The following is a 24,216-nucleotide window of genomic DNA, read 5'->3' on the forward strand; positions in this document are numbered from 1 at the left end:
ATTCTCCTTAGTTTTTTATAGTGGGATGGTTTCGAACCACTTTATCATTATTCACAAGCTAATATATTAATATAAAAGGAAATATGGGTCAATGACACAATTTTGGTAAAAATAAATTCGAATACCTAAGTATGAATCCATTTCATTGGGATGATAAGTATAAGGCAATAGTATGAATGGTAACCTTAATCGAAAAGGGCTGCCAATGGTTGTCAAAACAAAAACGTGATTTAAATCACAAAACTTCACAAAGCAAGTCTTTATAATGAAAAAAAGGAGAAAATGAAAGAGGGGGGTGAAAAAATTGGAATACCCTTTTAAATCACTTTACACGGAGATTGGTGGACAAGAAACCATAGACAAACTGGTTGACGCATTTTATCCGCGCGTTTACGCCGACCCCGATTTAGCGCCATTATTTGAAGGGGATATGGAAGAAATCAAGCGAAAGCAGCGCATGTTCCTGCCGCAATTTTTAGGAGGACCTCCCCTATACAGTCAAGAATTTGGACCACCAGCTATGAGAGAGCGCCATTTGCCATTTGAAATCACACCAAAAAGAGCCCAATGTTGGCTTCGTTGCATGAAGGAAGCATTTGAAGAAATCGGTCTAGATAAAAATCCTGCTGGTCAAGCCTTCTATGATCGATTGACACAAGTAGCTGCCATCATGGTGAACAGTCCAGATAAGGAGTAATTAACAGGATTCTCGTCACTTCTTCAGGAAGGAACGGGAATCTTTTTTTATTTTAGGAATTTTATGGAATGAAGCAAATAGATTTATATAAAAAATATCTGAAAATTCTTGTACGTATAGGTAGGCTATGGTAATATTAAATCAATCACATAATGCAAACGTTTTCGTAAATTTGAATAGATTTTATTCATATACTTTACCTAATACTTAATAGATTTTTTATTACTTTTATTTGGAAGCGTTTGCTTATAGTGATATTTTTTCATGAATTAATGCAAACGAATTCATGAGAAACGATTAAAAATTACTAGTTTATTAGGAGGAAAAGAAATGAAGGGGAAAAAGTGGTATGCTGGTCTTTTATCAACATTGTTAGCATCAAGTGTTGTATTGGGAGCATGCGGTGGTACAGGCGATGATAAAGAGAAAGCCAGTAGTGGGGAAAAAGTAACGGTTGATATTTTCCAATTTAAGGTTGAATTTAAAAAACAATTTGAGGACCTTGTGAAGCAATATGAAAAGGAACATCCTGATATAAAGATCAATGTAAAAACTGTTGGTGGTGGTAATGACTATGGTGCAGCTTTAAAAGCAGCCTTCTCTTCTGGCGATGAACCTGACATCTTTAATGTAGGTGGACCATCAGATGTCCAAAACTATAGAGAGTATCTTGCGGACCTGTCAGAAACAAAAGCAGCAAAAGCAGCCCTTGAAGGAACTCTTGATAGTGTGAAGGATGGCGAGGAAGTTCTTGGATTGCCATTTAATCAAGAAGGATATGGCTATATTTACAACAAGAAAGTATTTAAAAAGGCTGGAATTGACCCGGCTTCTATCAAAACATATGAAGATCTAGAAAAGGCAGTAAAAACTTTAGATAGTAAAAAGAAAGAGTTAGGCATTGAAGCAGTATTTGCCTTAGCGGCTAAAGAACAATGGGTTATTGGTAACCATTTAGCAAACGTTTTCATGGCACCTGATTTTAATCATAGTGTTGTTGAAGCATTTAATGCCAAATCTGCTCCATTTACTAAATCTGAAGAATTGAAAAGAATGCTTGATTTACAAGCGAAGTACTCAGTTCAACCTGTATTAAGTCTTGATTATTCTCAACAAGTAGAACAATTATTCTCATTGGGAAAAGTTGCCATGATTCAACAAGGGAACTGGACATACAACTCTATCTATGATATCGATCCTGAATTTGCAGAAAAAAATATTGGTTTCGTTCCAATCCCAGTTGAAGGTTTTGAAGGTAAATTACCTGTAGGAGTTCCGATGTATTGGGCTGTAAATAAGAAGAGTGATGAAAAAGAAGTAACAGCTGCTAAGGAATTTTTAGACTGGATGTATACTTCTGATGCTGGTAAAAAAGCTGTATTGGAAGACTTTAAATTTATCCCGGCATATGAAGGTTATGACACATCTAAAATTGCTGATCCACTTTCAAAAGAAATTTACAAATATGCGTCTGAAGGTAATACCATTGGTTGGGTATTCTTAGGATCACCAACTGGATGGCAAGAAGGGGTATTAGCTGTAAATATGCAGAAATATTTAAGTGGTGAAAGTACTTGGGACGAAGCAATTAAAAAAGCCCAAGAAGCTTGGGAAAAATCACGTCAATAACCAGAAGAAAATGTCAATAAAGCAGACAAACGCTTAAGTTTGACCCTCAAATGAATACAGGCTAGCTAACGAAGCAGTAATAGTTGCTTCGTTAGCTATTAAAAACTAGTGATGATTATTTTCTATTTGCCAAAGGTGCGACAATTATTCTTATAATCGATCGGGAATTAGTACAGGGGGGGTTTAGGTGAGAAATCGGGATATATCATTTTGGATATTTTTGACGCCGGTCCTATTAGGGTTAGGCCTTGTCGTCATTATCCCATTACTTTTTGGAATTTATTATTCTTTCACCAACTGGAATGGTCTGACCGCTACCGAATTTTTAGGGTTTGCCAACTATATTGATTTATTTAAGGACGAAGAATTCAGAGCATCATTGTGGTTCACTATTAAATTTGCTGTTGTATCAGTGATTTTACTAAATGTTCTAGGTTTAGGACTTGCCTTGTTAGTGACACAAGGAATGAAAACTAGTAACTTCTTACGGACAATATTTTTCATGCCCAACCTAATTGGTGGACTTATTTTAGGATTTATTTGGCAATTTATTTTTGTAAGTGCATTTAGTGGAATCGGTGATTTGCTGGGTATTGAAGCTTTGAAAGGCTGGTTATCTGATACAGAAACAGGCTTTTGGGGACTTGTGATTTTAAACTGCTGGCAATGGGCTGGCTATATTATGATTATTTACATTGCCTATTTGGAGAATATACCGAAGGACTTAATGGAAGCAGCTGAAATTGATGGGGCAAATAGCTTCCAGCGCTTTAAAAACATTACTTTCCCATTAGTTGCACCTGCTTTCACGGTAAGTATGTTCCTGACTGTATCACACTCCTTTAAAATATACGACCAAAACTTGTCATTAACGGGTGGTGGACCATTTAATTCCACACAGATGGTGGCAATGGAAATTTACAAGACAGCTTTTAATGATAATCAAATGGCGTTTGCTCAATCAAAGGGGATCATTTTCTTAATTCTTGTGGCAACAGTCGCGTTAACACAGGTTTATTATAATAAAAAACGGGAGGTCGAAATGTAATGCAGAAGAAGAAAAGAAATCGCATTATCCTTGAAATATTCGGCCTTTTGCTAGCCCTTTTATGGCTTTCCCCTTTTTATTTAATGGTTGTAAACGCGTTTAAAACAAAAAGGGAAATTTTTTCCGACGTATTAGGATTGCCTGAAGAATTTACGATGGAGAACTTTGTTGAGGCCTTTTATCATTTAGATTTTATTCATTCTTTAATGAATTCCTTAATCATCTCTATATTAGGAGTAGGGATCATCATCATCTTTTCATCCATGGCGGGATATGCATTAGCAAGAAATAAAAGTAAATTAAGTGGGTTTATCTTTTTCTTGTTTGTAGGTGCTATGCTTATCCCATTCCAATCTGTCATGATTCCGCTTGTTTCTCTTTTTGGTCAAGCAGATATGCTAAATAGTGCAGGATTGATCTTTATGTATCTAGGATTCGGAAGCAGCTTATCAATCTTTTTATACCATGGTGCGATGAATGGGATTTCCAATTCACTTGATGAGGCGGCATATATTGATGGGGCTAATAAATTCCAAGTATTTTGGCATATTATTTTCCCATTATTAAAACCAATATCTGTAACGGTAGGGATTCTTAATATCATCTGGATTTGGAATGACTTTTTATTACCATCTCTTGTACTAAAAGAAGAATCTGCCACCATTCCATTGAAAATGTTCTTTTTCTTTGGTCAGTTTACAAAACAATGGCATTTAGCATTAGCGGGATTAACAATAGCCATTATTCCTGTCATTATTGCCTATTTCTTTGCTCAGAAGCAAATTATCAAAGGGGTTTCCGAAGGTGCCGTCAAATAGCATACATGGAACATGTTTGAAAGTTTCATACTAGCTTGTATGAGAACAGATAATCTGACTTATTTCTAAAAATGAGGGGAGGGAAGAGTGGTGTCAGTTACAATCAAGGATGTCGCAAAAAAAGCAAATGTTTCTCCCTCTACTGTCTCACGTGTCATATCGGATAGTCCCAATATTAGTGAAAAAACTAAACGGAAAGTCCGTAAAATTATGGAAGAAATGGGCTATCATCTGAATCTGAATGCAAGGACTTTAGTTCAAAGATCCACACAGACCATTGGGATTGTGATGAAAAATTCCATAAGCCAATCCCTTCAAAACCCTGTATTTCCAGAAGTATTAACCGGCATAAGTGCTTATTGTCATAAACAAGGGTATAGCATGTGTATTGCAACTGGAGAGTCAGAGGAAGATATTTTTCAAGATACGGTTAAGATGGTGCAAGGGAAAAAAGTAGATGGGGTCATCGTCTTGTATTCGAAAAAAGATGACCAATTGGTTTCCTTTCTTATCAACTCAAAAATTCCATTTGTTGTATTAGGGAAGCCGATTTTGGATTCACCAAACATTATGTATGTGGACAATGATAATTTTCAAGCTGCTAAAGATGCCACAGAATTTATTATTAAACGAGGTCATCAACGAATTGGTTTAATTGGTGGAGACCTTAGATTCGAAGTTTCAAAAGATCGATTAAATGGATATTTGGCAGCACTAAGTGAAAATGGGATTAAAGCGAATAATGAATATATTAAGCATATTTCATACAACCGGGAACAAGGAGCACAGGCTGTCGATGAACTACTAAACTTAAAAGAACCTCCTACTGCATTAGTGATTACAGATGACTTAAATGCTTTAGTGGTACTTTTAGCTTTAAGAGAACGTAATATTAAAATTCCGGAACAAATAAGTATTGTCAATTTTAACAATACCATGATTTCTAGACTTTCTACACCGCCTATGACATCAGTGGATATCCAAACTTTTCAGTTAGGTTATCAATCAGCTAAATGTTTAATCGAAGAGATTAAAGATCCAACCATGGTTAATAAACGAGTGATTATTCCTGCAGTCATTGTTGAAAGAGAGTCATGCATTGATTTAACGAAAGAGGACTCTAGTAAAAATTAAACGATAAGGAAAATTGCATTCTTTAATGCAAACGTTTGCTTTATGTGGAAATTTCTTAATGAAAAAGGGGTTAATAAAAATGAATGTATTAGTATGGAATGAAAACCGTCATGAAAAGACAAATCCAGTGGTTGCAGAAAATTATCCGAATGGTATCCATGGTACAATCGCTGAATTTTTAAAAGATGAGCATGTAAATGTAAAAACAGCCACATTGGATGAACCAGAACATGGGTTAACAGATGAAGTATTAAAAGAAACCGATGTTTTAGTTTGGTGGGGACATAAAGCCCATGATGAAGTAAAAGATGAAATTGTTGAAAAAGTGTATAAACGGGTATTAGAAGGCATGGGCCTAGTTGTTTTACACTCAGGTCACTTTTCTAAAATCTTCAAAAAACTGATGGGAACATCCTGTGATTTAAAGTGGCGTGAGGCTAATGAGAAAGAGCGAATTTGGGTTGTTGATCCAACGCACCCAATTGCTGAAGGGATTGGGCAATATATTGAATTAGAACAAGAAGAAATGTATGGCGAACATTTTGATATTCCAACACCAGATGAGCTTATTTTTATCAGTTGGTTTGAAGGTGGAGAAGTATTTCGTAGTGGCTGCACATATAAACGTGGAAAAGGGAAAATTTTCTACTTCCGTCCTGGACATGAAACCTATAAAACCTATCACAATAAAGAAATTCAACGTGTTATAAAAAATGGAGTCAATTGGGTAAAACCAGCTGAAACGGCAACACCTGTATACGGAAACGCAAAGCCATTGGAAACCATCTCAGACAAAGCGACGGTTTAATAGAATTATAGAAAAGGAGAGAGGAATATGACATTAAAAGTAGCTGTTATTGGTTGTGGAAGTATTGCTAGACATCGTCATCTAGTAGAATATGATGCACATCCTGCAGTAGAAATTGCAGCGGTATGCGATATTGTTGAAAGTCGCGCAAAAGAAATGGCGGAAAAATACAATGCAAAAGCTTATACAAGTTATGAAGAGTTATTGGCGAATGAAAAAATCGATGCGGTAAGTGTTTGTCTTCCAAATGCCCTTCATGCTCCTGTAACTATTGCGGCGTTAAATGCAGGTTGCCATGTATTATGTGAAAAACCAATGGCTACTTCAAGTGAAGAGGCAGAGCAAATGATCGAAGTGGCGAAGAAAAATAACAAGAAATTAATGATTGCCCATAATCAGCGTTTTGTCCCTTCACATGTGAAAGCACGGCAATTGATTGAAAACGGAGAAGTAGGAAAGATTTATAGTTTTAGAACGGCATTTGGTCACGGAGGGCCAGAATCTTGGAGTGCAGACGGGAAAGAAAGTTGGTTCTTTAAAAAGGATTTGGCCTTTATCGGTGCAATGGGAGACTTAGGGGTACATAAAGTTGACTTGCTCCGATATTTATTAGGGGAAGAATTTGTTGAAGTGGCAAGTTTTGTAGAAACAAGTGCCAAAGAAAACAGTGACGTTGATGATAATGCTGTCTTCATCTTAAAAACCGAAAACGGAATAATTGGAACACTTGCTGCAAGTTGGGCTTATACCGCAGGTGAGGATAATTCAACAATTATTTATGGTGAAAAAGCTATTTTACGATTAGAGGATGATCCAAACTATTCTTTAGTCGTTCAATATAAAAATGGTGAAGTTGTTCGTTATGAACTAGGAAAGATTCAATCGAATGAGGAGGGCGGGCAAAAAAATAGCCATGTGATTGAACATTTCGTTCATTCGATTGAAACGGATACGGTCCCTCTAATAAGTGGTGAGGAAGGTAAGAAATCATTAGAGGTAATTATCGCTGCCATTGAATCAAATGAAAGTAAAAAAATTACAAAAGTAAGTCAGGTGTAAGTATGCGGAAATTACGAATGGGAATCATCGGTGCTGGAGGTATTGCTCAGCATCGACATATTCCCGTATATCAAAAACTTCAAGATCGTGTAACTATTACAGCGGTCAATGATGTAAATGAAAGTCGTGCACATGAAGTGGCTGAAAAATACGGAATTAAACATGTATTTCGTGACTACAAGGAAATGTTTCATGAAGTAGATGCAGTGACCATTTGCACGCCTAATAAGTCCCACGCAGAAATTGCCATTGCTGCCTTAGAGGCAGGGGTTCATGTTCTATGTGAAAAACCAATGGCTATTACTGCGGAAGAATGTGAAGCAATGATTCAAGCCTCCAAAAAGAATAACAAAGTTTTATCCGTTGCTTATCATTATCGTCACAAAAAAGAGGCAAGAGCGGCGAAACAAGCAATGTTAAGTAATGAGGTTGGAGAGGTTCTCGTAACGAGAGTGCAAGCATTGAGACGTCGAAAAGTACCTGGGTGGGGAGTCTTTACGAACAAGGAGTTACAAGGTGGAGGAAGTTTAATTGATTATGGCTGTCATCTTCTTGATTTATCTTTATGGTTATTAGGTAATCCAGAGCCTTCAGAGATAATGGGAAGAGCTTATAATCGATTAAGCAAGCAGTCTAACCAGGTCAATGAATGGGGTTCTTTTGATCCGGAAAGTTTTGATGTAGATGATCATGTAACTAGTTATATTACGTTTGAAAATGGGGCCTCTCTTTTATTTGAATGTTCATGGTCTGCCAATATTAAGGAAGATACGGAACATGTAAGTATTTCAGGGGTGAATGGTGGAATCAATGTCTTTCCATTTGAACTTTATCAAGCGAAAAACGGCATGCTTCTCAATACACAAGCTCAAACCATTTTAGGTGAGGACGATCCAGGAATCCCACAAGCAGAAAACTTTATTGATGCTTGTCTTGGCCATGCTGATTTAATCGTAAAACCGGAAGAAGCATTAAAGGTTACGAAAATAATCGAGGCTATTTATCTAAGTAGTGAAACCGGAAAGAGTGTCAAGTTTAATAAATAGAGTGGAGGTTGGCGTCATTGAAACTAGGGGTTTTTACCGTTTTATTTTCAGAAAAATCGTTTGAAGAGATGTTAGATTATGTCCAAGCAGCAGGACTAAAAGCCGTGGAAATTGGAACAGGTTGTTATCCTGGTAATGCACATTGTCCTTTAGATGAATTACTGGAAAGTGAAGAAAAGCGGAACGAATATCTTGAAAAAGTCCATTCTCACGGATTAACAATCAGTGCTTTTAGTTGTCATGGGAATCCGTTATCCCCAGATGAACAATTCGCTAAAGAATCCCATGAAACGTTAACCAAAACCATCCAATTGGCTGGATTAATGAATGTCCCAGTAGTAAATGCATTTTCAGGAATACCAGGGGACCAAGAAGGGGCAAAATTTCCTAATTGGCCAGTGACTCCATGGCCAAATGAGTATTCTAAGTTGTTAAAATGGCAATGGGAAGAGAAACTGATTCCATATTGGAAACAACAAGGTCAGTTTGCTAAAGAAAATGGAGTAAAGATTGGATTGGAACTTCACGCAGGATTTCTCGTTCATACTCCATACACATTGTTAAAGTTAAGAGAGGCGACATGTGATGCCATTGGTGCCAACCTTGATCCAAGCCATTTATGGTGGCAAGGAATTGATCCAGTGGCAGCGATCAAAATTTTAGGCAAGGCCAATGCCATTCATCATTTCCATGCAAAAGACACATACATTGATCAAGATAATGTAAATATGTATGGATTAACAGATATGCAGCCATACTCAAACGTCCAGTCCCGTGCATGGACGTTCCGTACGGTCGGATATGGCCATAGTTTAGAAGTATGGTCCAATATTGTGAGCGCACTAAGAACATATGGTTATGATTATGTCATCAGCATCGAACATGAAGATCCAATCATGTCCATTGAAGAAGGTTTCAGTAGTGCAGTAAGAAATTTAAAAAGTGTAATCATCGAAGAATCACCAACTGACATTTGGTGGGCATAGATGTGATCTAATAAAGTGCCTCCCTTTAAGTACCTTGTGTTAAGCGAAGAGACACATTGGCTTAAAGGGATTTTTTTTAGAGAGATGGATAAATAATGGTAGAGTTAGGAGGATGGAAAAATGAAAGATCATTCCCGTTTGATGGGGGGATTATACAAAATTTGTGAGTGGGTAATGAGATTTACTATCATCAACCTATTATGGGTGATATTTAATCTGCCTCTTGTTTTCATATTCCTTAATATTCTATTTTTGGAGCAAAAGAGAGCTTTATTCTTTTTCATCCTCCCTCTCATTATTTTCATTCCAATTCTCTTTTTCCCAGCAACCACGGCCATGTTTGCTTCAGCAAGGGATTGGGTTATAAAGGATGAGTATGTCTCCGTGAGAAGGTATTGGTCTTACTATAAAGAAAATTACTTAAAAAGCCTTATGGGTGGTTTCATCTTTACGATTGCATGGACAATTTGGGCAGTGGATTACTATTATTTCAGCCAAGAAAATATTATTTTCATGGGAATTTTCTTTATCATTGGGATTGTTTTACTTGTATATACGGTTAACTTCTTTTCTGTGATGGCTCATTACCATATGAAATTAGGCTCGGTATTTAAAAATTCTTTAATCATAACTATTGGAAGTCCGGTACTTTTTTTTACGGTCCTCATAAGTAACAGTATCCTTATTTATCTAAGTTTAAATACAGTTTGGTTTTTGCTTCCATTTTTTGCAGGAGCGTTAATGTCTTACTTATCCTTTTCCGCATTTTATCGGTTCTATTATAAGGTAGTTTCTTCGAATCAAATCAATTAAGGGTATAGGAAAGAGGACGAATTGCTCCAAGTAGAGGAGCTTTTCATTAAGTATCTACAAAAAATGAATATTTAAAAGTAATCTTTCCTTTATTACAAAGGAATGATTTACTTCATCTTTTAGAAAGAGGGGGAAACGGATGAATAAAAAATGGTGGAAAGAATGCGTAGCTTACCAAGTCTATCCCCGGAGTTTTATGGATAGCAATGGCGACGGAATCGGGGATTTAAAAGGAATTATGTCTAAGTTGGATTACTTAAAAGACTTGGGTATTGATGTCATTTGGATTTGTCCAATGTATAAATCCCCTAATGACGATAATGGCTATGATATTAGCGATTATCAAGCAATTATGGATGAGTTTGGAACGATGGAAGATTTTGATGAACTGCTTAAAGAAGTTCATAAACGTGGGATGAAATTAATTCTAGATTTGGTTATCAACCATACAAGTGATGAACACCCATGGTTCATTGAATCCCGTTCATCCAAGGACAACCCAAAACGGGATTGGTATATTTGGCGAGATGGAAAAAACGGTAGGGAACCGAATAACTGGGAAAGCATCTTTAGTGGTTCAGCATGGGAATATGACGAATTAACCGATCAATATTACATGCATTTATTTTCAAAAAAGCAGCCTGATTTGAATTGGGAAAATAAAGAAGTTCGCCATGCCCTTTATGAGATGGTCAATTGGTGGCTTGATAAAGGGATTGACGGTTTCCGGGTCGATGCAATCAGCCATATAAAAAAAGAACCAGGCTTAAAAGATATGCCTAATCCGAAAAAGCTTAAATATGTACCATGCTTTGATAAAATGATGAATGTGGACGGCATCCATGACTTTTTAAAAGAATTAAAGGATGAGACATTTGCCAAGTATGACATTATGACCGTTGGTGAGGCAAATGGGGTCAGCATTAATGATGAAGAAGATATTGAGCAATGGGTCGGAGAAAAAGACGGTAAGTTCAATATGATCTTTCAATTTGAACATTTAAAGCTTTGGGATGCCGAAAAGAAAAAGGAACTGGATATAGTCGAGTTGAAAAAAGTTCTATCTCGTTGGCAAAAAGGATTGGAAGGTAAGGGATGGAATGCGTTATTTATCGAAAATCATGATAAAGCACGAGTGGTGTCTACCTGGGGAAATGATCAGGAATATTGGAGGGAAAGTGCCACGGCATTTGCTGCCATGTATTTCCTCATGCAAGGCACACCGTTTATTTATCAAGGTCAGGAAATTGGTATGACCAATGTGAAGTTCGATTCCATTGATGAGTATAATGATGTTTCCGCCAAAAACATGTACCGAATGAAACGAGAGCAAGGGGTACCGCATGAGGAGATTATGGAGATTATTTGGGCTTCCGGAAGAGATAACGCCCGTACCCCCATGCAGTGGTCTGATTCGGAAAATGCTGGATTTACGAAAGGGACGCCATGGTTAAAGGTGAACCCAAATTATAAAAAAATCAATGTGGAAACACAGCAGAAAGATCCAAATTCCATTTTGAATTTTTATAAAAAAATGATCCGCCTGAAGAAAGAAAATGAAGTGTTTACTTATGGCACATATGATTTACTACTAGAGGATGATCCGCAAATTTATGCTTATAATAGGACATTAGATAATGAAAAAATGATCGTTCTTTCTAATTTGTCATCTCGGTCAGCAATCACAGTTATTGATGGTTATTCTTTCAAATTTGATCAACTATTGCTAAATAACTATCCTGTCACGAAACACGCTCCTCTTAATGAAATAACCTTAAAGCCTTATGAGACAAGAGTTTATCGTCTTTAACAAAAAACATTATAAATCGCTAAGTGGTACATCGATGTTTCATTCGGTATACCACTTTGTATTTGGGGCGACATCATTTTTCATAGAAGGATGGGTCAGTAGGCGATGAATTGTTATCTTCCCCATTTCAAATTAATGGTTAATGTACAACAGTTTGTCGGATCGTTTTGTGAAGTTTGGGTACTAAGGATAAAGTTGACACCTGTAGGCGTATAATTTGTGGTAACTGGAATCTGTAGGCCAATGGAACGAATTAATTGATCAACTTCCTCTTGATTTCCTTGCTGAGCGGCAGTCATGATTTTATAAGCAAAATTTTTGTCCCCAAGCCGGTCAAGTAATAAACTTCCTTGTGTCATTAGAAGATGGAATTTTTTTACTGAGCTTTCTAAAATGCTAATGTTTACAGGTGGATAGGCTCTATAAATCGGTGCATTCAACCAGTAAATGGGATTCACGGGAGTTGTAGGATAGATTGGATAGGGAAAAGGGTTATAATACATGTGTACTCTCCTTTCTCACTGAAAAAACAAAGGCAATATACCGTATGTCAAATGGACATTTTCGGTGACTCGTAGATTAGGAAAGAAAGGAGTGTCTATCGTATAAAGAGAAAGGCTGAGCCAAAAAAGTCGTTATGAATGACTTTTGGCTCAGCCTTGATTGTTTCTCGTTAAAGTCCGTTGTTTCATTCATTATGTCATTTTATTTTGTCGCTTGACGGGGGACTTTCGCCTTTTGGGAGGAGGGTATACGCCGCTGACCAGGGCGCTTTCGCTTTTCTAATAAATTCGTATGTTTCCACTTGATATATCTAACTCTATAGGGTGCTTGCCATTCCCATGTGTACCTTGGATCATACTTTTATTCTGTTTTTTGTTTTTCAATGGAAAATCACAAGAAATATGACCACTATTAATATTTCCATTAAGTGTGAAATCAGCTTGATTAGGGAGGTCAATTCCTACCATACCAGATCTTACATCTATATTAATGGAATCCGTTAATCTATCCATTTGGATTTCCATTCTTCCTGAAGCAATTTTCGCATCTATTGCGCCTGAATAATGTTTCATTTCAAAATTGCCTGATCTTACTTCGAATGTTCCAGTTTTACTTTTCAAGGAATTTATGTCCACATTTCCGGAGGAACCATCAAAGTTGAGATCCTTTACAGATAAGTTTTGAAGGGTGGTGTTTCCCGATCCAATGTCAACGGTTAATTCATTTAATTTCATTGGGTTCTTTTTGGACTCTCCTGAAAAACTTAGAGTGCCTGAATGCATTTCAATGTCCATATTTTGGTCATAGTTTTTTGGGATATAAATTTTTAGTGTATTCTTTTTCTTAAACATATCCCAGTTGAACCAATGGAACCACTTTCCTTTTAATGAAACTTCAACGGTGTCTCCTTGTTCTGAAACATTCAGCTTTTGTTTCCCATTATAGACAGCTTTTAAGTTGGAACGATCTGCCGGTATAATCATTGTTTTAGCACCCGATACATCTATTTCAATGAATTTCGTATTTTTTGAGATGGATGCTTCCTGTTTTTTATTACTCATACCAAAAAGCTCAAGGTTTGTCACCTGATGATAGGCAAGATATAAACCTGTAATGACTAATAATAAAATGATGACCCTTTTCACTCGCTTCATCTCCCTTCCTCTTTTTTGCTTCTATATAAAGAATAAAAAATCTTTATGTATTCTACTATGTACCGGGGATTGATTTCTTTCTAAGACTTGAGGCGGAATAAAAGAAGGCTGTCACAAAAAGCCAAGAATCTGCCTCAAAAAAGTAATGATTGTATTTACTTTGAGGTCAGAGACTTAGTAAGACAGCCTCTTTCATTTATACATTTTTAGCTTTATCGATAAAAACATGTTTCTTTTTCAGTTTTAATTGATGCAAATATTCTTCCAAGGCACCTGATCCAAATAATACCCCAAATAATATAAAGAGGAAGCCAATAAGTTGTGTGGAAGAGATTTTTTCATCAAGAAATAAAACAGCACCAATCAGTGCGAAAAATGGATTTAAATTTATAAATATAGCAGATTCTGTGACACCTACTTTTCCAATAGCCGAGTTGTAGATCATATGTCCAAGAGCGGTTGATATGACTGCTGATGCAAGGAAAATCATCCAAAAATCAAAAGAGGCGTGTGGGATTCCCTCTAAGCCACCCGGTTCTTTAAATAGACCGATAATAAATAGAATAATAGAGCCAAAAAGCAGCATGTACCCAGTCATAAGCCTTGGATCCAATGAGTTAGATATTTTTTTAATTAAAACAAAGCTGAATGCCTGTGTGAATATGGATAGAAAAACATAGATATCTCCAAAGGAGATGCTACTAATGCCGCCACCGCTCCCAATGACAACAATAAAAGTAACTCCAGTGAAACCAAGCAAGATTCCGAGAAATTTTACAAAGGTAATTTTATTTTTTAAAAAAAGAAAAGCAACAATAGTCGTCAGTATAGGAGAAAGACCTAATATAAGCCCGCCGTTTGAGGCAGAGGTTTGGGACAAGCCGATGGATAAAAAGTAATGATGACACACGACATTAAAGAATCCGGCAATTAAAATATAACGAAGCTCTTTTTTACTTGGAAGCCGGACTTTATTTAAAAAAGATAAGATGATAAAGACACTGAGTGCAGCGGTGAAAACTCGTATGGAGGTAATTGTAATCGTTGGAAAGCTGCTGACAATGATTTTGGTCGCAATAACGTTAAATCCCCAAGACAACATGACAAAAACAAGAAGTAAATAAATTCTGTATTTCTCTGCCTTAGACATTTTCTCCACTTCTTTCTTTTTTCTTATATTCCTTATTCAAATTAGATAGCTTACTCATTATACAACATTGCTGAGAATTTTTAACGTTAATTTTTTCGTAATACGAAAGATATACCGTTGAAGAAAAGGAGGTTATAAATTTAGGTGGAAATTCCTTTAAGTTTACCCTGTTTGTTTTCAATAAGCTTGTCAATGACCATCATAAAAAACGCTAGCACGGGAAGATAGAGGTGATTTGAAATGAAGTCTGTTATCACCTAGAAAATAGATTTATGAATCGTTTTTCATCTATTTTTTATAGGAAAATGAAAAAATTGACATGAAACCAAAAGGTTTTATATAATTTGAATACGAAACCAAAAGGTTTTATTTTTAAAAAGAAAGCAGGAGATCATAGTGGAAAAGACATTACAAGATATTAAGCAAACGATTCTAATAGAGGCACCCATTCAAAAAGTTTGGGAAAAGGTGTCTACGGCAGAAGGAATTGCTTCCTGGTTTATGCCAAATGATTTTCAGCCTGAAGTTGGCCATGAATTTCATTTGCAATCTCCATTTGGTCCGTCACCTTGTAAAGTGACAGAAGTAGATCCTCCGAATCGGCTTTCTTTCACATGGGATACAGAGGGCTGGGTGGTATCCTTTATTTTAAAAGAGTTGGGTGACAAAACAGAATTTACCTTGATCCATGGTGGCTGGAAGCAAGCCGATGATATTATTGGTAAAGCAGGAGAAAAAGCTTCCGTTATCCACGACAGAATGTCCGGTGGCTGGACAGGCATTCTGCAAAAATTTAAAACCATTATGGAGAATTAAGTGTCCCTTCCAGCAAAGAAGTATGATGTATTTCAGGCAATTGCCGATCCAACTCGCAGGCAAGTGCTAAGATTACTCGCTGAAAAAGAATTGCCGATCTCGGAAATCACTTCGCACTTTCCTATTAGCCGTACGGCTATTTCTAAACATTTAAAAATTCTTTCAGAAGCAGAATTAGTCATTGGTAGGAAAGTGGGCAGGGAAAAAATTTATCGGCTTCACCCAGAACCATTGACAGAACTGAAGCAATGGTTATCTTACTACGAACAATTTTGGAGCAATAAGCTTTCTGTTCTGAAGCATGTGGTTGAAAAGGAAGAAGAAAGCGGCTTACAGGTGGTAAGATCCAAAGAGGAGATGGAAAGATCAAGCGGACAATAGGTTGATTGGACAAATGATTAGAGCTGGCTTTTTCCCATGCCGGCTCTTTTTCTTTTTGAGGTATGTGTTAAAATTTTGATAAAAGATCTTAAGCAAGGGAGTCCCTATTAATGAATATCATTGACTTGCATTGTGATGTATTGTATAAGCTTCGAGAATCTAAAGGCTCGCTCCGATTTGCGGACTCACCGGAATTACAGGCAAATAAAACCCGTTTGCAGAACGGAAGAGTTAAAGTTCAATGCTTTGCTATCTTTGTAGAGCCACATATTCATGTCGATCAAAAATTTCAAGTCGCACTTGAGCAAGTAGATTATTTTTATCAGGAAGTTTTAGGAAAAAATCCTGATATGGTACATATAAAAGAATGGTCTGATTTCGATCGATTAAAAATTGGTCAGACTGGTGCCATGTTGACACTTGAAGGGGTAGATGCTATTGGCAATGATTTAATGAAGCTTCGGACTTTATACCGCTTAGGAGTTCGTTCGGTCGGGCTGACTTGGAATTTTGCCAATTTGGCGGCCGATGGAGCTGAAGAGCCACGTGGGGCTGGGCTGACCAACCTTGGAAAGGAAATTGTTCAATTCAATAATCAACACCATGTTTTAACGGACGTTTCCCATTTAAGTGAAAGGGCGTTTTGGGATGTGATGGAAATTGCTGACTATCCGATTGCCAGTCATTCGAATGCTAAAACGATCTGTGATCATCCAAGGAATTTAACTGATGAACAGGCACTTGCCATGTTTAAAAAAGGTGGAATGATTCATGTAGTTTATTATCCGCCATTTGTTAAAGAGAAGGGAGAAGCTAGTATTGGCGACCTTGTGAAACATATTGATCATTTCTGTTCCTTGGGAGGGGTGAAACAAATCGGACTGGGTTCTGATTTTGATGGGATATCGCAGTTCGTTAACGGCTTAGAAGATGCCTCAAAAAGTCAAAATCTCATTAATGAACTGTTAAAATATTATTCGGAAGATGAAGTCAGGGGGTTCGCCTCACAAAACTTCTTGGATCACCGGCCGGGGGTAAGAAGATGAAGGTAAGAGAAGCTGGAATGGTAATTGGAAGTCTTCCTGTAGGTCCGAAAAATTGCATCACCGATGTTGCCGGAGTTAAGGTCGGTCATGTGACTCTTGATTTTCCCCTTGATGAAGCAGGGAAGGAATATGCTTGTACAGGGGTAACAGCCATATTACCGCATGGAGGCAATTTGTTTAAAGAAAAAGTGACAGCTGCTAGTTATATACTGAATGGATTTGGAAAAACAACTGGGCTCGTACAGGTGAATGAACTAGGTGTCATTGAATCGCCAATTATGCTGACGAATACCTTTGGTGTTCCTGCTGTGACACAAGGAACACTGGAATATATGCTCCAGCAAAACCCTGAAATTGGTGAGACTACCGGAACCATTAATGTGGTGGTAGGAGAATGCAATGACAGTTATCTCAACTCGATTCGTATGTTTCCAGTTACACCCACTCATGCGATAGATGCCATTAAGAATGCCTCAGAACAGCGGGTAGAAGAAGGGGCAGTTGGAGCAGGTAAAGGAATGGTATGCTTTGGATATAAAGGAGGGATTGGGACGTCCTCGCGATTGGTGGAAGGATACACCATCGGCTGCCTTGTTTTGAGTAATTTTGGCAGAAAGGAAGAGTTCCGAGCTTTTCAGTATCATCAAGGGAAAGGTTTGGCGGAAACTTCGGATGGATCCATCATCATCGTGTTGGCAACAGATGCTCCAATAAGTGATCGTCAGCTGACACGTGTGGCAAAGCGAAGCGGGATTGGTTTAGGTAGGACGGGTAGTCATTTTAGCCATGGAAGCGGCGACATTGTTATTGCTTTCTCAACCGCAAACAAAATGACCCATTTTTCATCAGAGTTGACTGACCAGCGAACTCAGATAAGGGAAGACCAGCCGATTATGAATTGGTTTTTTATGGCTGCGGCAGAAGCGGTGGAAGAAGCGATTCTAAATTCCTTATCCCAAGCAGTCACAACATCCGGAAGGTTAGGACGAGTAGTATATCAGATGGATTTTATGAAAGAAGGGAATGGAAGATGTATTTAACCGTTAAAGAAACAGCCGAATACTTATCGATTTCTGAAAAAGCTGTGGAAAAATTGGTCCAACAGAAAAAAATCCGTGCACTGTTTGATGGAACCCAATATCTTATCAATAAAGAACAATTTAACACTCATCTTAGGCAAATGGAGAAATACAAACAACTTGTTGAAGAAATATTAAACGAACCTATCCCGGAAGATTGGGATGTAAAGGATGAAGATTAATGGAAACCATTTTTTTGAAAAGAATCTATGAACCTTTTGATGAGAATGACGGGTACAGGATTTTGGTAGACCGCCTATGGCCAAGGGGGATTTCAAAAGAAAAGGCAAGACTAAATGAATGGATGAAAGAGATTGCACCTAGCAATACACTCAGGCAATGGTTTTGCCATAAGCCCGAACTGTTTGAAGAATTTCGAATTCGTTATGTTGAAGAACTACGTACAGATGAAACTAAACAGAATTTGATGAAGCAAATTCTTGAAACAGCGAAATCATCGAGGGTCACACTTTTATATGGGGCAAAGGATCCGACACATAATCATGCGGTTATTTTGTTTGAGGAACTCATGAGAAGTTTTAATGCGAAAGATGTTTGATAGGCTTTTATAAATGGATGAATGCAAATGGTTGTTTTCATCTCCTTCGGTAGCAAATAATATTTCATTTTCTCTAGTTTGAAAAACGTTTGATTTTTAATGGAATGTAAAAGCTTGGAAAGAATGAATGTCCCTTTCTAGGCTTTTTTTATTGTAAGAAAATACGAAACAGACCTTTTCAAAAAATATAAATTTTTAGAGAATACATCATCATGTGATACAATTCACGTACAACATTTGGATATGAAAACGGATTCAGTTTTCGACATGCGTTTTATAAAATTAGAAGTGTAAGGGGGAATCAATTCATGTATTTAGATGAAAGAAGCAATCTGATATTACAAGAAATTCTTGGTAACCCCGAAATTTCAAATGTTCAATTAGAAGAAAAATTTCAACTCTCAAGAAGGCAGGTCAGTTACAGTCTTACAAAGATCAATGATTGGCTCGAATCAAATAATTTTCCAAAAATAAAACGAACGAGTACCGGGAAATTTATTGTCAATCCAAACATCATTGATTTATTTACGGAAAATATAGATCATCCATCTAAAAAGAGCAGTTACATTCCGTCCGAAAAGGAACGAGCCAAGTTTATACTCTTAATGCTACTAAGCAGCTCTGAAGAATTATCACTCATTCATTTTGTATATGCGTTAAAGGTTAGTAAAAATACCGTTTTGAGAGATATAAAAGCTGCTCAATATATGATCAAAGATTACCAATTGGAAATTGTTTATTCAAGAATCCATGGCTACGAACTTTCTGGAAGTGAGTGGAATAAGAGGAAACTTCTAATTGAACTTCTGCAAGATGCTTTTAAAAACTATGAAAGTGAGTGGTATTTACTAAAGTATTTGGAGATTCCAAAAACTGAAATCGAACATCTTAAAAAATTAATGGAGAAGGTTGAAGACAAATTACAATTAAAGTTTAGTGATGAAAGAGTTCGATTGCTGCAATATACCATTGCCATTCTGTATCGAAGGGTACGAAGGGGAGATGTGATTGATGATTTCTATCATATTCATTATGAGGAATTGTCAGACACAAAAGAATTTGAAGCGGCAGAAATCATTATACAAGAATTAGGCCCAGTACCTAAAACAGAACGGTTATTTATTACTTTGCAGCTATTAACAGCCAATGTTTTATATTCACAAATATTAACGGATCAAGAATTACCTCAACTACGGCATGCCATAATGGAATGTTTAAAAGAGTTTGAGAGAAAGGCAATTGTTGAATTAAAAGATAAAGAGGAATTTCTTGATAAGTTAATGTTGCATATGAAACCTGCTTATTATCGGATCAAATATCACTTAACCACTAATTACAAAATGATTGAAAAAGTCAGCGATGAATTTGAGGCTATCCACTATATTGTTAAGGACTCTTTGAAACCTCTTGAAGAATATATCAATTGTCCGATTCCAGAAGAGGAAATTGCATTTTTTACTATTCTTATTGGTGGACATTTACTAAATAGTGGGAAAACCATTCATAAGAAAAAGAAGGCAGTGGTTGTATGTCCGAATGGGGTTTCTATTTCTAATCTGATGGAAAACTCTCTTAGAGATTTATTTCCTGAATTCTACTTTTATGATGCCTTTTCTATTCGGGAATTTCAACAGCTAGATATTGAAACCGATCTTATCTTTTCCGCTGTACCAATTCAAACGGATAAAAAATTATTTATCGTAAAAGGTTTAATGACAGATTTTGAAAAATTTCAGCTTCGTCAAAGAGTAATGAAAGAAATTTTTGGATTAAATACAAATGTCATTAATGTCGATCAATTAATTTCTGTTATTGGAAGACACGCGAAAATTCATGAAATGAAAGCCTTAGAAAGAGATTTGCAAGAATACTTTGCTTTTCAGATTTCTAAAGAAGAAGAAAAAAAATCACCAGGTTATCATCTAGCAGATTTAATCAATTTAGAAACGATTACGATTAAAGAAAATGTTGATGGGTGGCATGATGCGATTGAATTGGCTGCACAGCCCCTTTTAATAAAAGGCAGTATTACAGAAAAGTATATTGATATGGTAAAAGAACTTTATCCTTCCGTTGCGGAACATATAGTTCTAGGAAGGAACATAGCGATCCCACATGCAAGCCCAGAAGATGGAGTAAATAGAGTTGGTATGAGTTTATTAAAGATTAATGAAGGGATTCCTCTTGAAAACGGGAAAAAACTTCATCTAATCGTTATTATTGCTGCTGTGGATAAAAATCAGCACTTAAATGCTTTACTCCAACTTATGAAACTAGCAAGTACCGATGAAATTGTAGATAAAATCATCTCTGCTAATCATCAGAGTGATATTTTTGAAATAATCAATAGGTTTTCAAGATAATAACCAAATTAGAAGGGGGGCATCTTACTTTGTCAATAGAAAGATTTTTAAATAATGATCTAATTAAATTAAATTTATTATGCAAAGATCGAGATCATTTTTTTGAATTCATGTTTAATGAGGCGTTTGACAAAGGGTTAGTAGATAAACAATTTTTAAGCAAGATTAAAGAAAGAGAATCTATATTTCCCACAGGATTAAAACTGAATGAATTTAGTGTGGCAATCCCTCATACCGATCCACAATATGTGAAGGAACAATTTATTGCCGTAGTTACATTAGAAAAACCTATTAAGTTTTCATTAATGGATGATGCTAGCCAAGAAACAGATGTATGTCTAGTTTTTATGTTGGGATTAAATCAGCCACATCAACAAATTGAAATATTAAAACAATTAATGGCTATTATTCAAAATCCGAGCAATATTAAGAATCTATTGTCCGCTGAGAGTTGTGAAGAAGTAAGAAATATTTTTAAACAAATGGAAGCGAAAGCCTAATCTTAATAGAGCAAAATAGACTGGAAATATATTTAATTTTAAGAAGATTAAAATTATATTGGAGGTAAAATGACATGAAAAAAACAGTATTAGTAGCTTGTGGAGCAGGGATCGCAACTTCAACAGTGGTATGTAACCGTGTAGAAAATTTATTAAAAGAAAACAATGTGAATGCTGAGGTCATTCAGTGCAAAATTTCCGAAGTCAAATCACGTCAAGCAGATGCAGATTTAATTATATCAACAACGATTCTTCCAACCACCTATGATATCCCTTCAATCATTGCAACTGCTTATATTACTGGAATTGGAATGGAGGCGTTGGATAAAAAAATCCTTGATGCGCTGAAATAAACATGATCGGCTTCTTCTTGTAATTAATAGGTTAGAAAAAGTAGGGGGGCAATATGGACAATTTATTAGCAGGTATACAATATGTGTTGAATTTGGGTCCAACCGTTATTTTGCCAATTGCGATATTAATAATTGGATTACTTTTTGGTACTGGATTAAAAGCAGCCTTTAAGTCAGGAATAATTATCGGTATCGGATTTGTTGGGATTAATTTAGTCATCGGAGTTCTGGTTGATAACTTAGGTCCTGCAGCTCAACAAATGGTTGAACGTTTTGGATTAAGTTTAACCGTTATGGATGCAGGGTGGCCTGCTGCAGCTGCAGCTTCTTGGGCATCTCCAGTTGCCGCAATTTTAATTCCAATATGCTTATTTGTAAATGTTTTGTTATTACTATTTAAAGGAACAAAGACTTTAGATATTGATATTTGGAACTATTGGCATTTTATCGCAGCAGGTGCTACCGGTTATGTCGTTACCGGGAGTTGGTGGATTGCCATCCTATGTGCTGTTATCTATGAAATTATCGTATTGAAAGTTGCTGACTGGACCGCTCCATTGGTTCAAAAATACTTTGGACTGGAGGGTATTTCCCTACCAACAGGTTCAACAGCCGCTTTCGGACCAATTGGGATATTAGTTGGATGGTTATTAACAAAAATCCCTGGCTTAAATAAATTGAATGCGGATCCCGAGACTATTCAAAAGCGTTTTGGCATATTCGGTGAACCAATGATGATGGGATTAATTCTAGGTATCTTAATTGGAATTTTAGCTGGGTATGATGTGGGTGGTGTGGCTAAAATCGGAATTTCGATGGCTGCCGTTATGCTCCTTATGCCCCGAATGGTGAAAATCCTAATGGAAGGATTAATTCCGATTTCAGAAGCTGCACGTAATTTCTTGCAAAAGCGTTATGGTGACCGCGATATTTATATTGGTTTGGACGCAGCCTTATCAGTTGGCCATCCTTCGGTTATGGCGACCGCGCTAATCTTAGTTCCTATTACATTATTTTTGGCGGTTATTTTACCAGGTAACAAAGTATTGCCATTTGGCGACCTGGCTACGATTCCATTCTATATCGCTTTCGTTGTTGCCTTTTTAAGAGGAAATATTGTTCATTCTGTTCTCGCAGGTACCGTAATGGTTGCTTTATCCCTTTATATGGCTACAAACTTTGCTGAAGTGCACACCTTAATGATGGAAGGTGCTCAGTTCACGGCACCTGATGGAGCAACGCAAATTTCAAGTTTAGACCTTGGTGGTAACTTATTTAACTGGTTAATCTTGAAATTCTCACAATTATTGGATGTGATATTATAACTTCTATTTTAGTGTTATAAGACAATTAGCTCAGTGCTTTTTGTCTTATAACACTAAGAGAGTATGAATGGTGAGGGGAAGATCAGGTGAAAGCAGCAGTATTACATTCTATTAATAACATTGTTTATGAAGATATAGAGATGAAGCCGTTAAAGGCAGACGAAGTTAGAATAAAGGTTATGGCAGCAGGGATTTGTGGATCGGATACACATAAAATGGTCTCCAAGTGGAAGTATGAGTTACCTGCTATTATGGGACATGAATTTTCAGGTATTGTAGTTGAGAAAGGAAAAGATGTTCATAAATTTGAAATTGGCGATCGTGTCATTGGTATTCCTTTTGAACCTTGCTTTGATTGTGAATATTGTCACAAAGGTGAATTCTCATTATGCGAAGATTATGGAATGATTGGAACTAAATCATATGGGGCATTTGCAGAATTTGTCAATGTAAAAGAAAGAAATGTCCTGCCAATTGGAGACCTAGATTTTGAAGAAGCAGCAATGGTAGAACCGCTTGCAGTTGCGCTGCATGGTGTGATGGGAATTGAGCCACAAATGGGAGATGTTGTTGCTGTTTTTGGTGTAGGCACGATTGGGATGTTAGTCATTGAATGGCTGAAAGTAGCCGGTGTAAAAGAAATTATAGCCATTGATATCTCTGATGAAAAATTACAAGAAGCAATGGAAAGAGGTTGTGACAGAAGCATCAATTCATTAAAAGAGGACTTATTTGAAAAAATCAATGAATATACAAATGGCCGTGGAGTCGATATTGCCTTAGAATGTGCGGGCTCCAATATTACACAAGAACAATGCTTACTTGTAACAAGTAAAAAAGGAAAAGTTGGCTATTTGGGCATTGCCTATAAAGATGTTCATTTATCGGAACAAGCATTTGAAAATATTTTTAGAAGAGAGCTAACCGTAAAAGGCTTTTGGAATTCATACTCTGCTCCATTCCCTGGTAAAGAGTGGACAACAAGTATTGATTTCTTAAGTAAAGGAAAAATCAAGGTGAAAGATTTAATCTCACATCGGTTTCTACTTAAGGATACACAAAAAGCATTTCATTTGATCATAAACCGTGAAGAGCCTTATGGCAAAGTCATGATTCTTCCTAATCAAGAGGAATAAAG

At 36.6% G+C, this 24,216-nt stretch carries 25 protein-coding genes and 1 riboswitch; of the genes, 22 read left to right on the forward strand and 3 right to left on the reverse strand.

What is annotated here, in order from left to right:
* Position 1: 1 nt before the first annotated feature.
* Positions 2-46, reverse strand: a riboswitch (PreQ1 riboswitch).
* A 258-nt stretch (positions 47-304) separates the two neighbouring features.
* The 11 genes from G4Z05_RS06300 (at position 305) to G4Z05_RS06350 (ending at position 11,848) form a co-directional block, all read left to right on the forward strand.
* Positions 305-697, forward strand: a complete 393-nt coding sequence (locus G4Z05_RS06300; protein WP_038539410.1) for a globin domain-containing protein — start codon at positions 305-307, stop codon at positions 695-697.
* Between the two features lie 330 nt (positions 698-1,027).
* Entirely contained in the window at positions 1,028-2,326 is a 1,299-nt protein-coding gene (locus G4Z05_RS06305) for an ABC transporter substrate-binding protein (protein WP_163251029.1), read from the forward strand.
* A 187-nt stretch (positions 2,327-2,513) separates the two neighbouring features.
* A complete protein-coding gene (locus G4Z05_RS06310; protein ID WP_038539416.1) occupies positions 2,514-3,374 on the forward strand; it encodes a carbohydrate ABC transporter permease in 861 nt (286 codons plus the stop codon).
* Positions 3,374-4,192 (forward strand): carbohydrate ABC transporter permease, encoded by an 819-nt coding sequence (locus G4Z05_RS06315; protein ID WP_163251030.1) that lies wholly within the window; start codon positions 3,374-3,376, stop codon positions 4,190-4,192. The genes G4Z05_RS06310 and G4Z05_RS06315 overlap by 1 nt, the downstream gene beginning before the upstream one ends.
* A 90-nt stretch (positions 4,193-4,282) precedes the next feature.
* Positions 4,283-5,326 carry a LacI family DNA-binding transcriptional regulator gene (locus G4Z05_RS06320; RefSeq protein ID WP_163251031.1) on the forward strand — a complete coding sequence of 348 codons (1,044 nt, stop codon included), beginning with the start codon at positions 4,283-4,285 and terminating at the stop codon, positions 5,324-5,326.
* 79 nt (positions 5,327-5,405) lie between these two features.
* Positions 5,406-6,134 carry a ThuA domain-containing protein gene (locus tag G4Z05_RS06325; protein WP_163251032.1) on the forward strand — a complete coding sequence of 243 codons (729 nt, stop codon included), beginning with the start codon at positions 5,406-5,408 and terminating at the stop codon, positions 6,132-6,134.
* A gap of 27 nt (positions 6,135-6,161) precedes the next feature.
* Complete coding sequence (locus G4Z05_RS06330) at positions 6,162-7,193, forward strand: Gfo/Idh/MocA family protein (protein ID WP_163251033.1); 1,032 nt, start codon at positions 6,162-6,164, stop codon at positions 7,191-7,193.
* Between the two features lie 2 nt (positions 7,194-7,195).
* Positions 7,196-8,239 carry a Gfo/Idh/MocA family protein gene (locus G4Z05_RS06335; RefSeq protein WP_163251034.1) on the forward strand — a complete coding sequence of 348 codons (1,044 nt, stop codon included), beginning with the start codon at positions 7,196-7,198 and terminating at the stop codon, positions 8,237-8,239.
* A gap of 17 nt (positions 8,240-8,256) precedes the next feature.
* Positions 8,257-9,225 carry a sugar phosphate isomerase/epimerase family protein gene (locus G4Z05_RS06340; RefSeq protein ID WP_163251035.1) on the forward strand — a complete coding sequence of 323 codons (969 nt, stop codon included), beginning with the start codon at positions 8,257-8,259 and terminating at the stop codon, positions 9,223-9,225.
* A 120-nt stretch (positions 9,226-9,345) separates the two neighbouring features.
* On the forward strand, positions 9,346-10,038 hold the full coding sequence (locus G4Z05_RS06345; RefSeq protein ID WP_240465331.1) for a YesL family protein: 693 nt from the start codon (positions 9,346-9,348) through the stop codon (positions 10,036-10,038).
* A gap of 139 nt (positions 10,039-10,177) precedes the next feature.
* Positions 10,178-11,848 carry a glycoside hydrolase family 13 protein gene (locus G4Z05_RS06350; RefSeq protein ID WP_163251036.1) on the forward strand — a complete coding sequence of 557 codons (1,671 nt, stop codon included), beginning with the start codon at positions 10,178-10,180 and terminating at the stop codon, positions 11,846-11,848.
* A 113-nt stretch (positions 11,849-11,961) separates the two neighbouring features.
* Here G4Z05_RS06350 and G4Z05_RS06355 read toward each other — a convergent pair whose 3' ends face one another.
* The 3 genes from G4Z05_RS06355 to G4Z05_RS06365 all read right to left on the reverse strand — a co-directional run bounded on the left by G4Z05_RS06355 (position 11,962) and on the right by G4Z05_RS06365 (position 14,656).
* Positions 11,962-12,351: a YuzC family spore coat inner layer protein gene (locus G4Z05_RS06355; protein ID WP_163251037.1), complete on the reverse strand. Its 390-nt coding sequence runs from the start codon at positions 12,349-12,351 to the stop codon at positions 11,962-11,964.
* A 279-nt stretch (positions 12,352-12,630) separates the two neighbouring features.
* The gene (liaG, locus tag G4Z05_RS06360; protein WP_163251038.1) at positions 12,631-13,506 is read right to left on the reverse strand and encodes a LiaG family protein; all 876 of its coding nucleotides are present in this window, start codon (positions 13,504-13,506) and stop codon (positions 12,631-12,633) included.
* A 196-nt stretch (positions 13,507-13,702) separates the two neighbouring features.
* Entirely contained in the window at positions 13,703-14,656 is a 954-nt protein-coding gene (locus tag G4Z05_RS06365) for a DMT family transporter (protein ID WP_163251039.1), read from the reverse strand.
* A gap of 396 nt (positions 14,657-15,052) precedes the next feature.
* Between G4Z05_RS06365 and G4Z05_RS06370 the strand changes: the two genes are divergently transcribed.
* The 11 genes from G4Z05_RS06370 (at position 15,053) to G4Z05_RS06420 (ending at position 24,214) form a co-directional block, all read left to right on the forward strand.
* Positions 15,053-15,472: an SRPBCC family protein gene (locus tag G4Z05_RS06370; protein WP_395534256.1), complete on the forward strand. Its 420-nt coding sequence runs from the start codon at positions 15,053-15,055 to the stop codon at positions 15,470-15,472.
* Complete coding sequence (locus G4Z05_RS06375; protein ID WP_163251040.1) at positions 15,473-15,853, forward strand: metalloregulator ArsR/SmtB family transcription factor; 381 nt, start codon at positions 15,473-15,475, stop codon at positions 15,851-15,853.
* 110 nt (positions 15,854-15,963) lie between these two features.
* Positions 15,964-16,899 (forward strand): dipeptidase, encoded by a 936-nt coding sequence (locus G4Z05_RS06380; protein WP_163251041.1) that lies wholly within the window; start codon positions 15,964-15,966, stop codon positions 16,897-16,899.
* On the forward strand, positions 16,896-17,939 hold the full coding sequence (locus tag G4Z05_RS06385) for a DmpA family aminopeptidase (RefSeq protein ID WP_163251042.1): 1,044 nt from the start codon (positions 16,896-16,898) through the stop codon (positions 17,937-17,939). The genes G4Z05_RS06380 and G4Z05_RS06385 overlap by 4 nt, the downstream gene beginning before the upstream one ends.
* Positions 17,930-18,160: an excisionase family DNA-binding protein gene (locus G4Z05_RS06390; protein WP_038539448.1), complete on the forward strand. Its 231-nt coding sequence runs from the start codon at positions 17,930-17,932 to the stop codon at positions 18,158-18,160. The genes G4Z05_RS06385 and G4Z05_RS06390 overlap by 10 nt, the downstream gene beginning before the upstream one ends.
* The gene (locus G4Z05_RS06395; RefSeq protein WP_163251043.1) at positions 18,160-18,537 is read left to right on the forward strand and encodes a DUF488 domain-containing protein; all 378 of its coding nucleotides are present in this window, start codon (positions 18,160-18,162) and stop codon (positions 18,535-18,537) included. The genes G4Z05_RS06390 and G4Z05_RS06395 overlap by 1 nt, the downstream gene beginning before the upstream one ends.
* A 308-nt stretch (positions 18,538-18,845) precedes the next feature.
* On the forward strand, positions 18,846-20,900 hold the full coding sequence (locus G4Z05_RS06400; protein WP_163251044.1) for a BglG family transcription antiterminator: 2,055 nt from the start codon (positions 18,846-18,848) through the stop codon (positions 20,898-20,900).
* Between the two features lie 29 nt (positions 20,901-20,929).
* The gene (locus G4Z05_RS06405) at positions 20,930-21,400 is read left to right on the forward strand and encodes a PTS sugar transporter subunit IIA (RefSeq protein ID WP_163251045.1); all 471 of its coding nucleotides are present in this window, start codon (positions 20,930-20,932) and stop codon (positions 21,398-21,400) included.
* A 74-nt stretch (positions 21,401-21,474) separates the two neighbouring features.
* On the forward strand, positions 21,475-21,753 hold the full coding sequence (locus tag G4Z05_RS06410) for a PTS sugar transporter subunit IIB (RefSeq protein WP_163251046.1): 279 nt from the start codon (positions 21,475-21,477) through the stop codon (positions 21,751-21,753).
* Between the two features lie 53 nt (positions 21,754-21,806).
* Positions 21,807-23,078, forward strand: coding sequence for a PTS galactitol transporter subunit IIC (locus G4Z05_RS06415; protein WP_163251047.1), 1,272 nt, complete (start codon positions 21,807-21,809; stop codon positions 23,076-23,078).
* 86 nt (positions 23,079-23,164) lie between these two features.
* A complete protein-coding gene (locus G4Z05_RS06420; protein ID WP_163251048.1) occupies positions 23,165-24,214 on the forward strand; it encodes a galactitol-1-phosphate 5-dehydrogenase in 1,050 nt (349 codons plus the stop codon).
* Positions 24,215-24,216: the final 2 nt, after the last annotated feature.

It is taken from the genome of Neobacillus thermocopriae (assembly GCF_010975035.1).
GTDB classification, from domain to species: Bacteria; Bacillota; Bacilli; order Bacillales; family Cytobacillaceae; genus Neobacillus; species Neobacillus thermocopriae.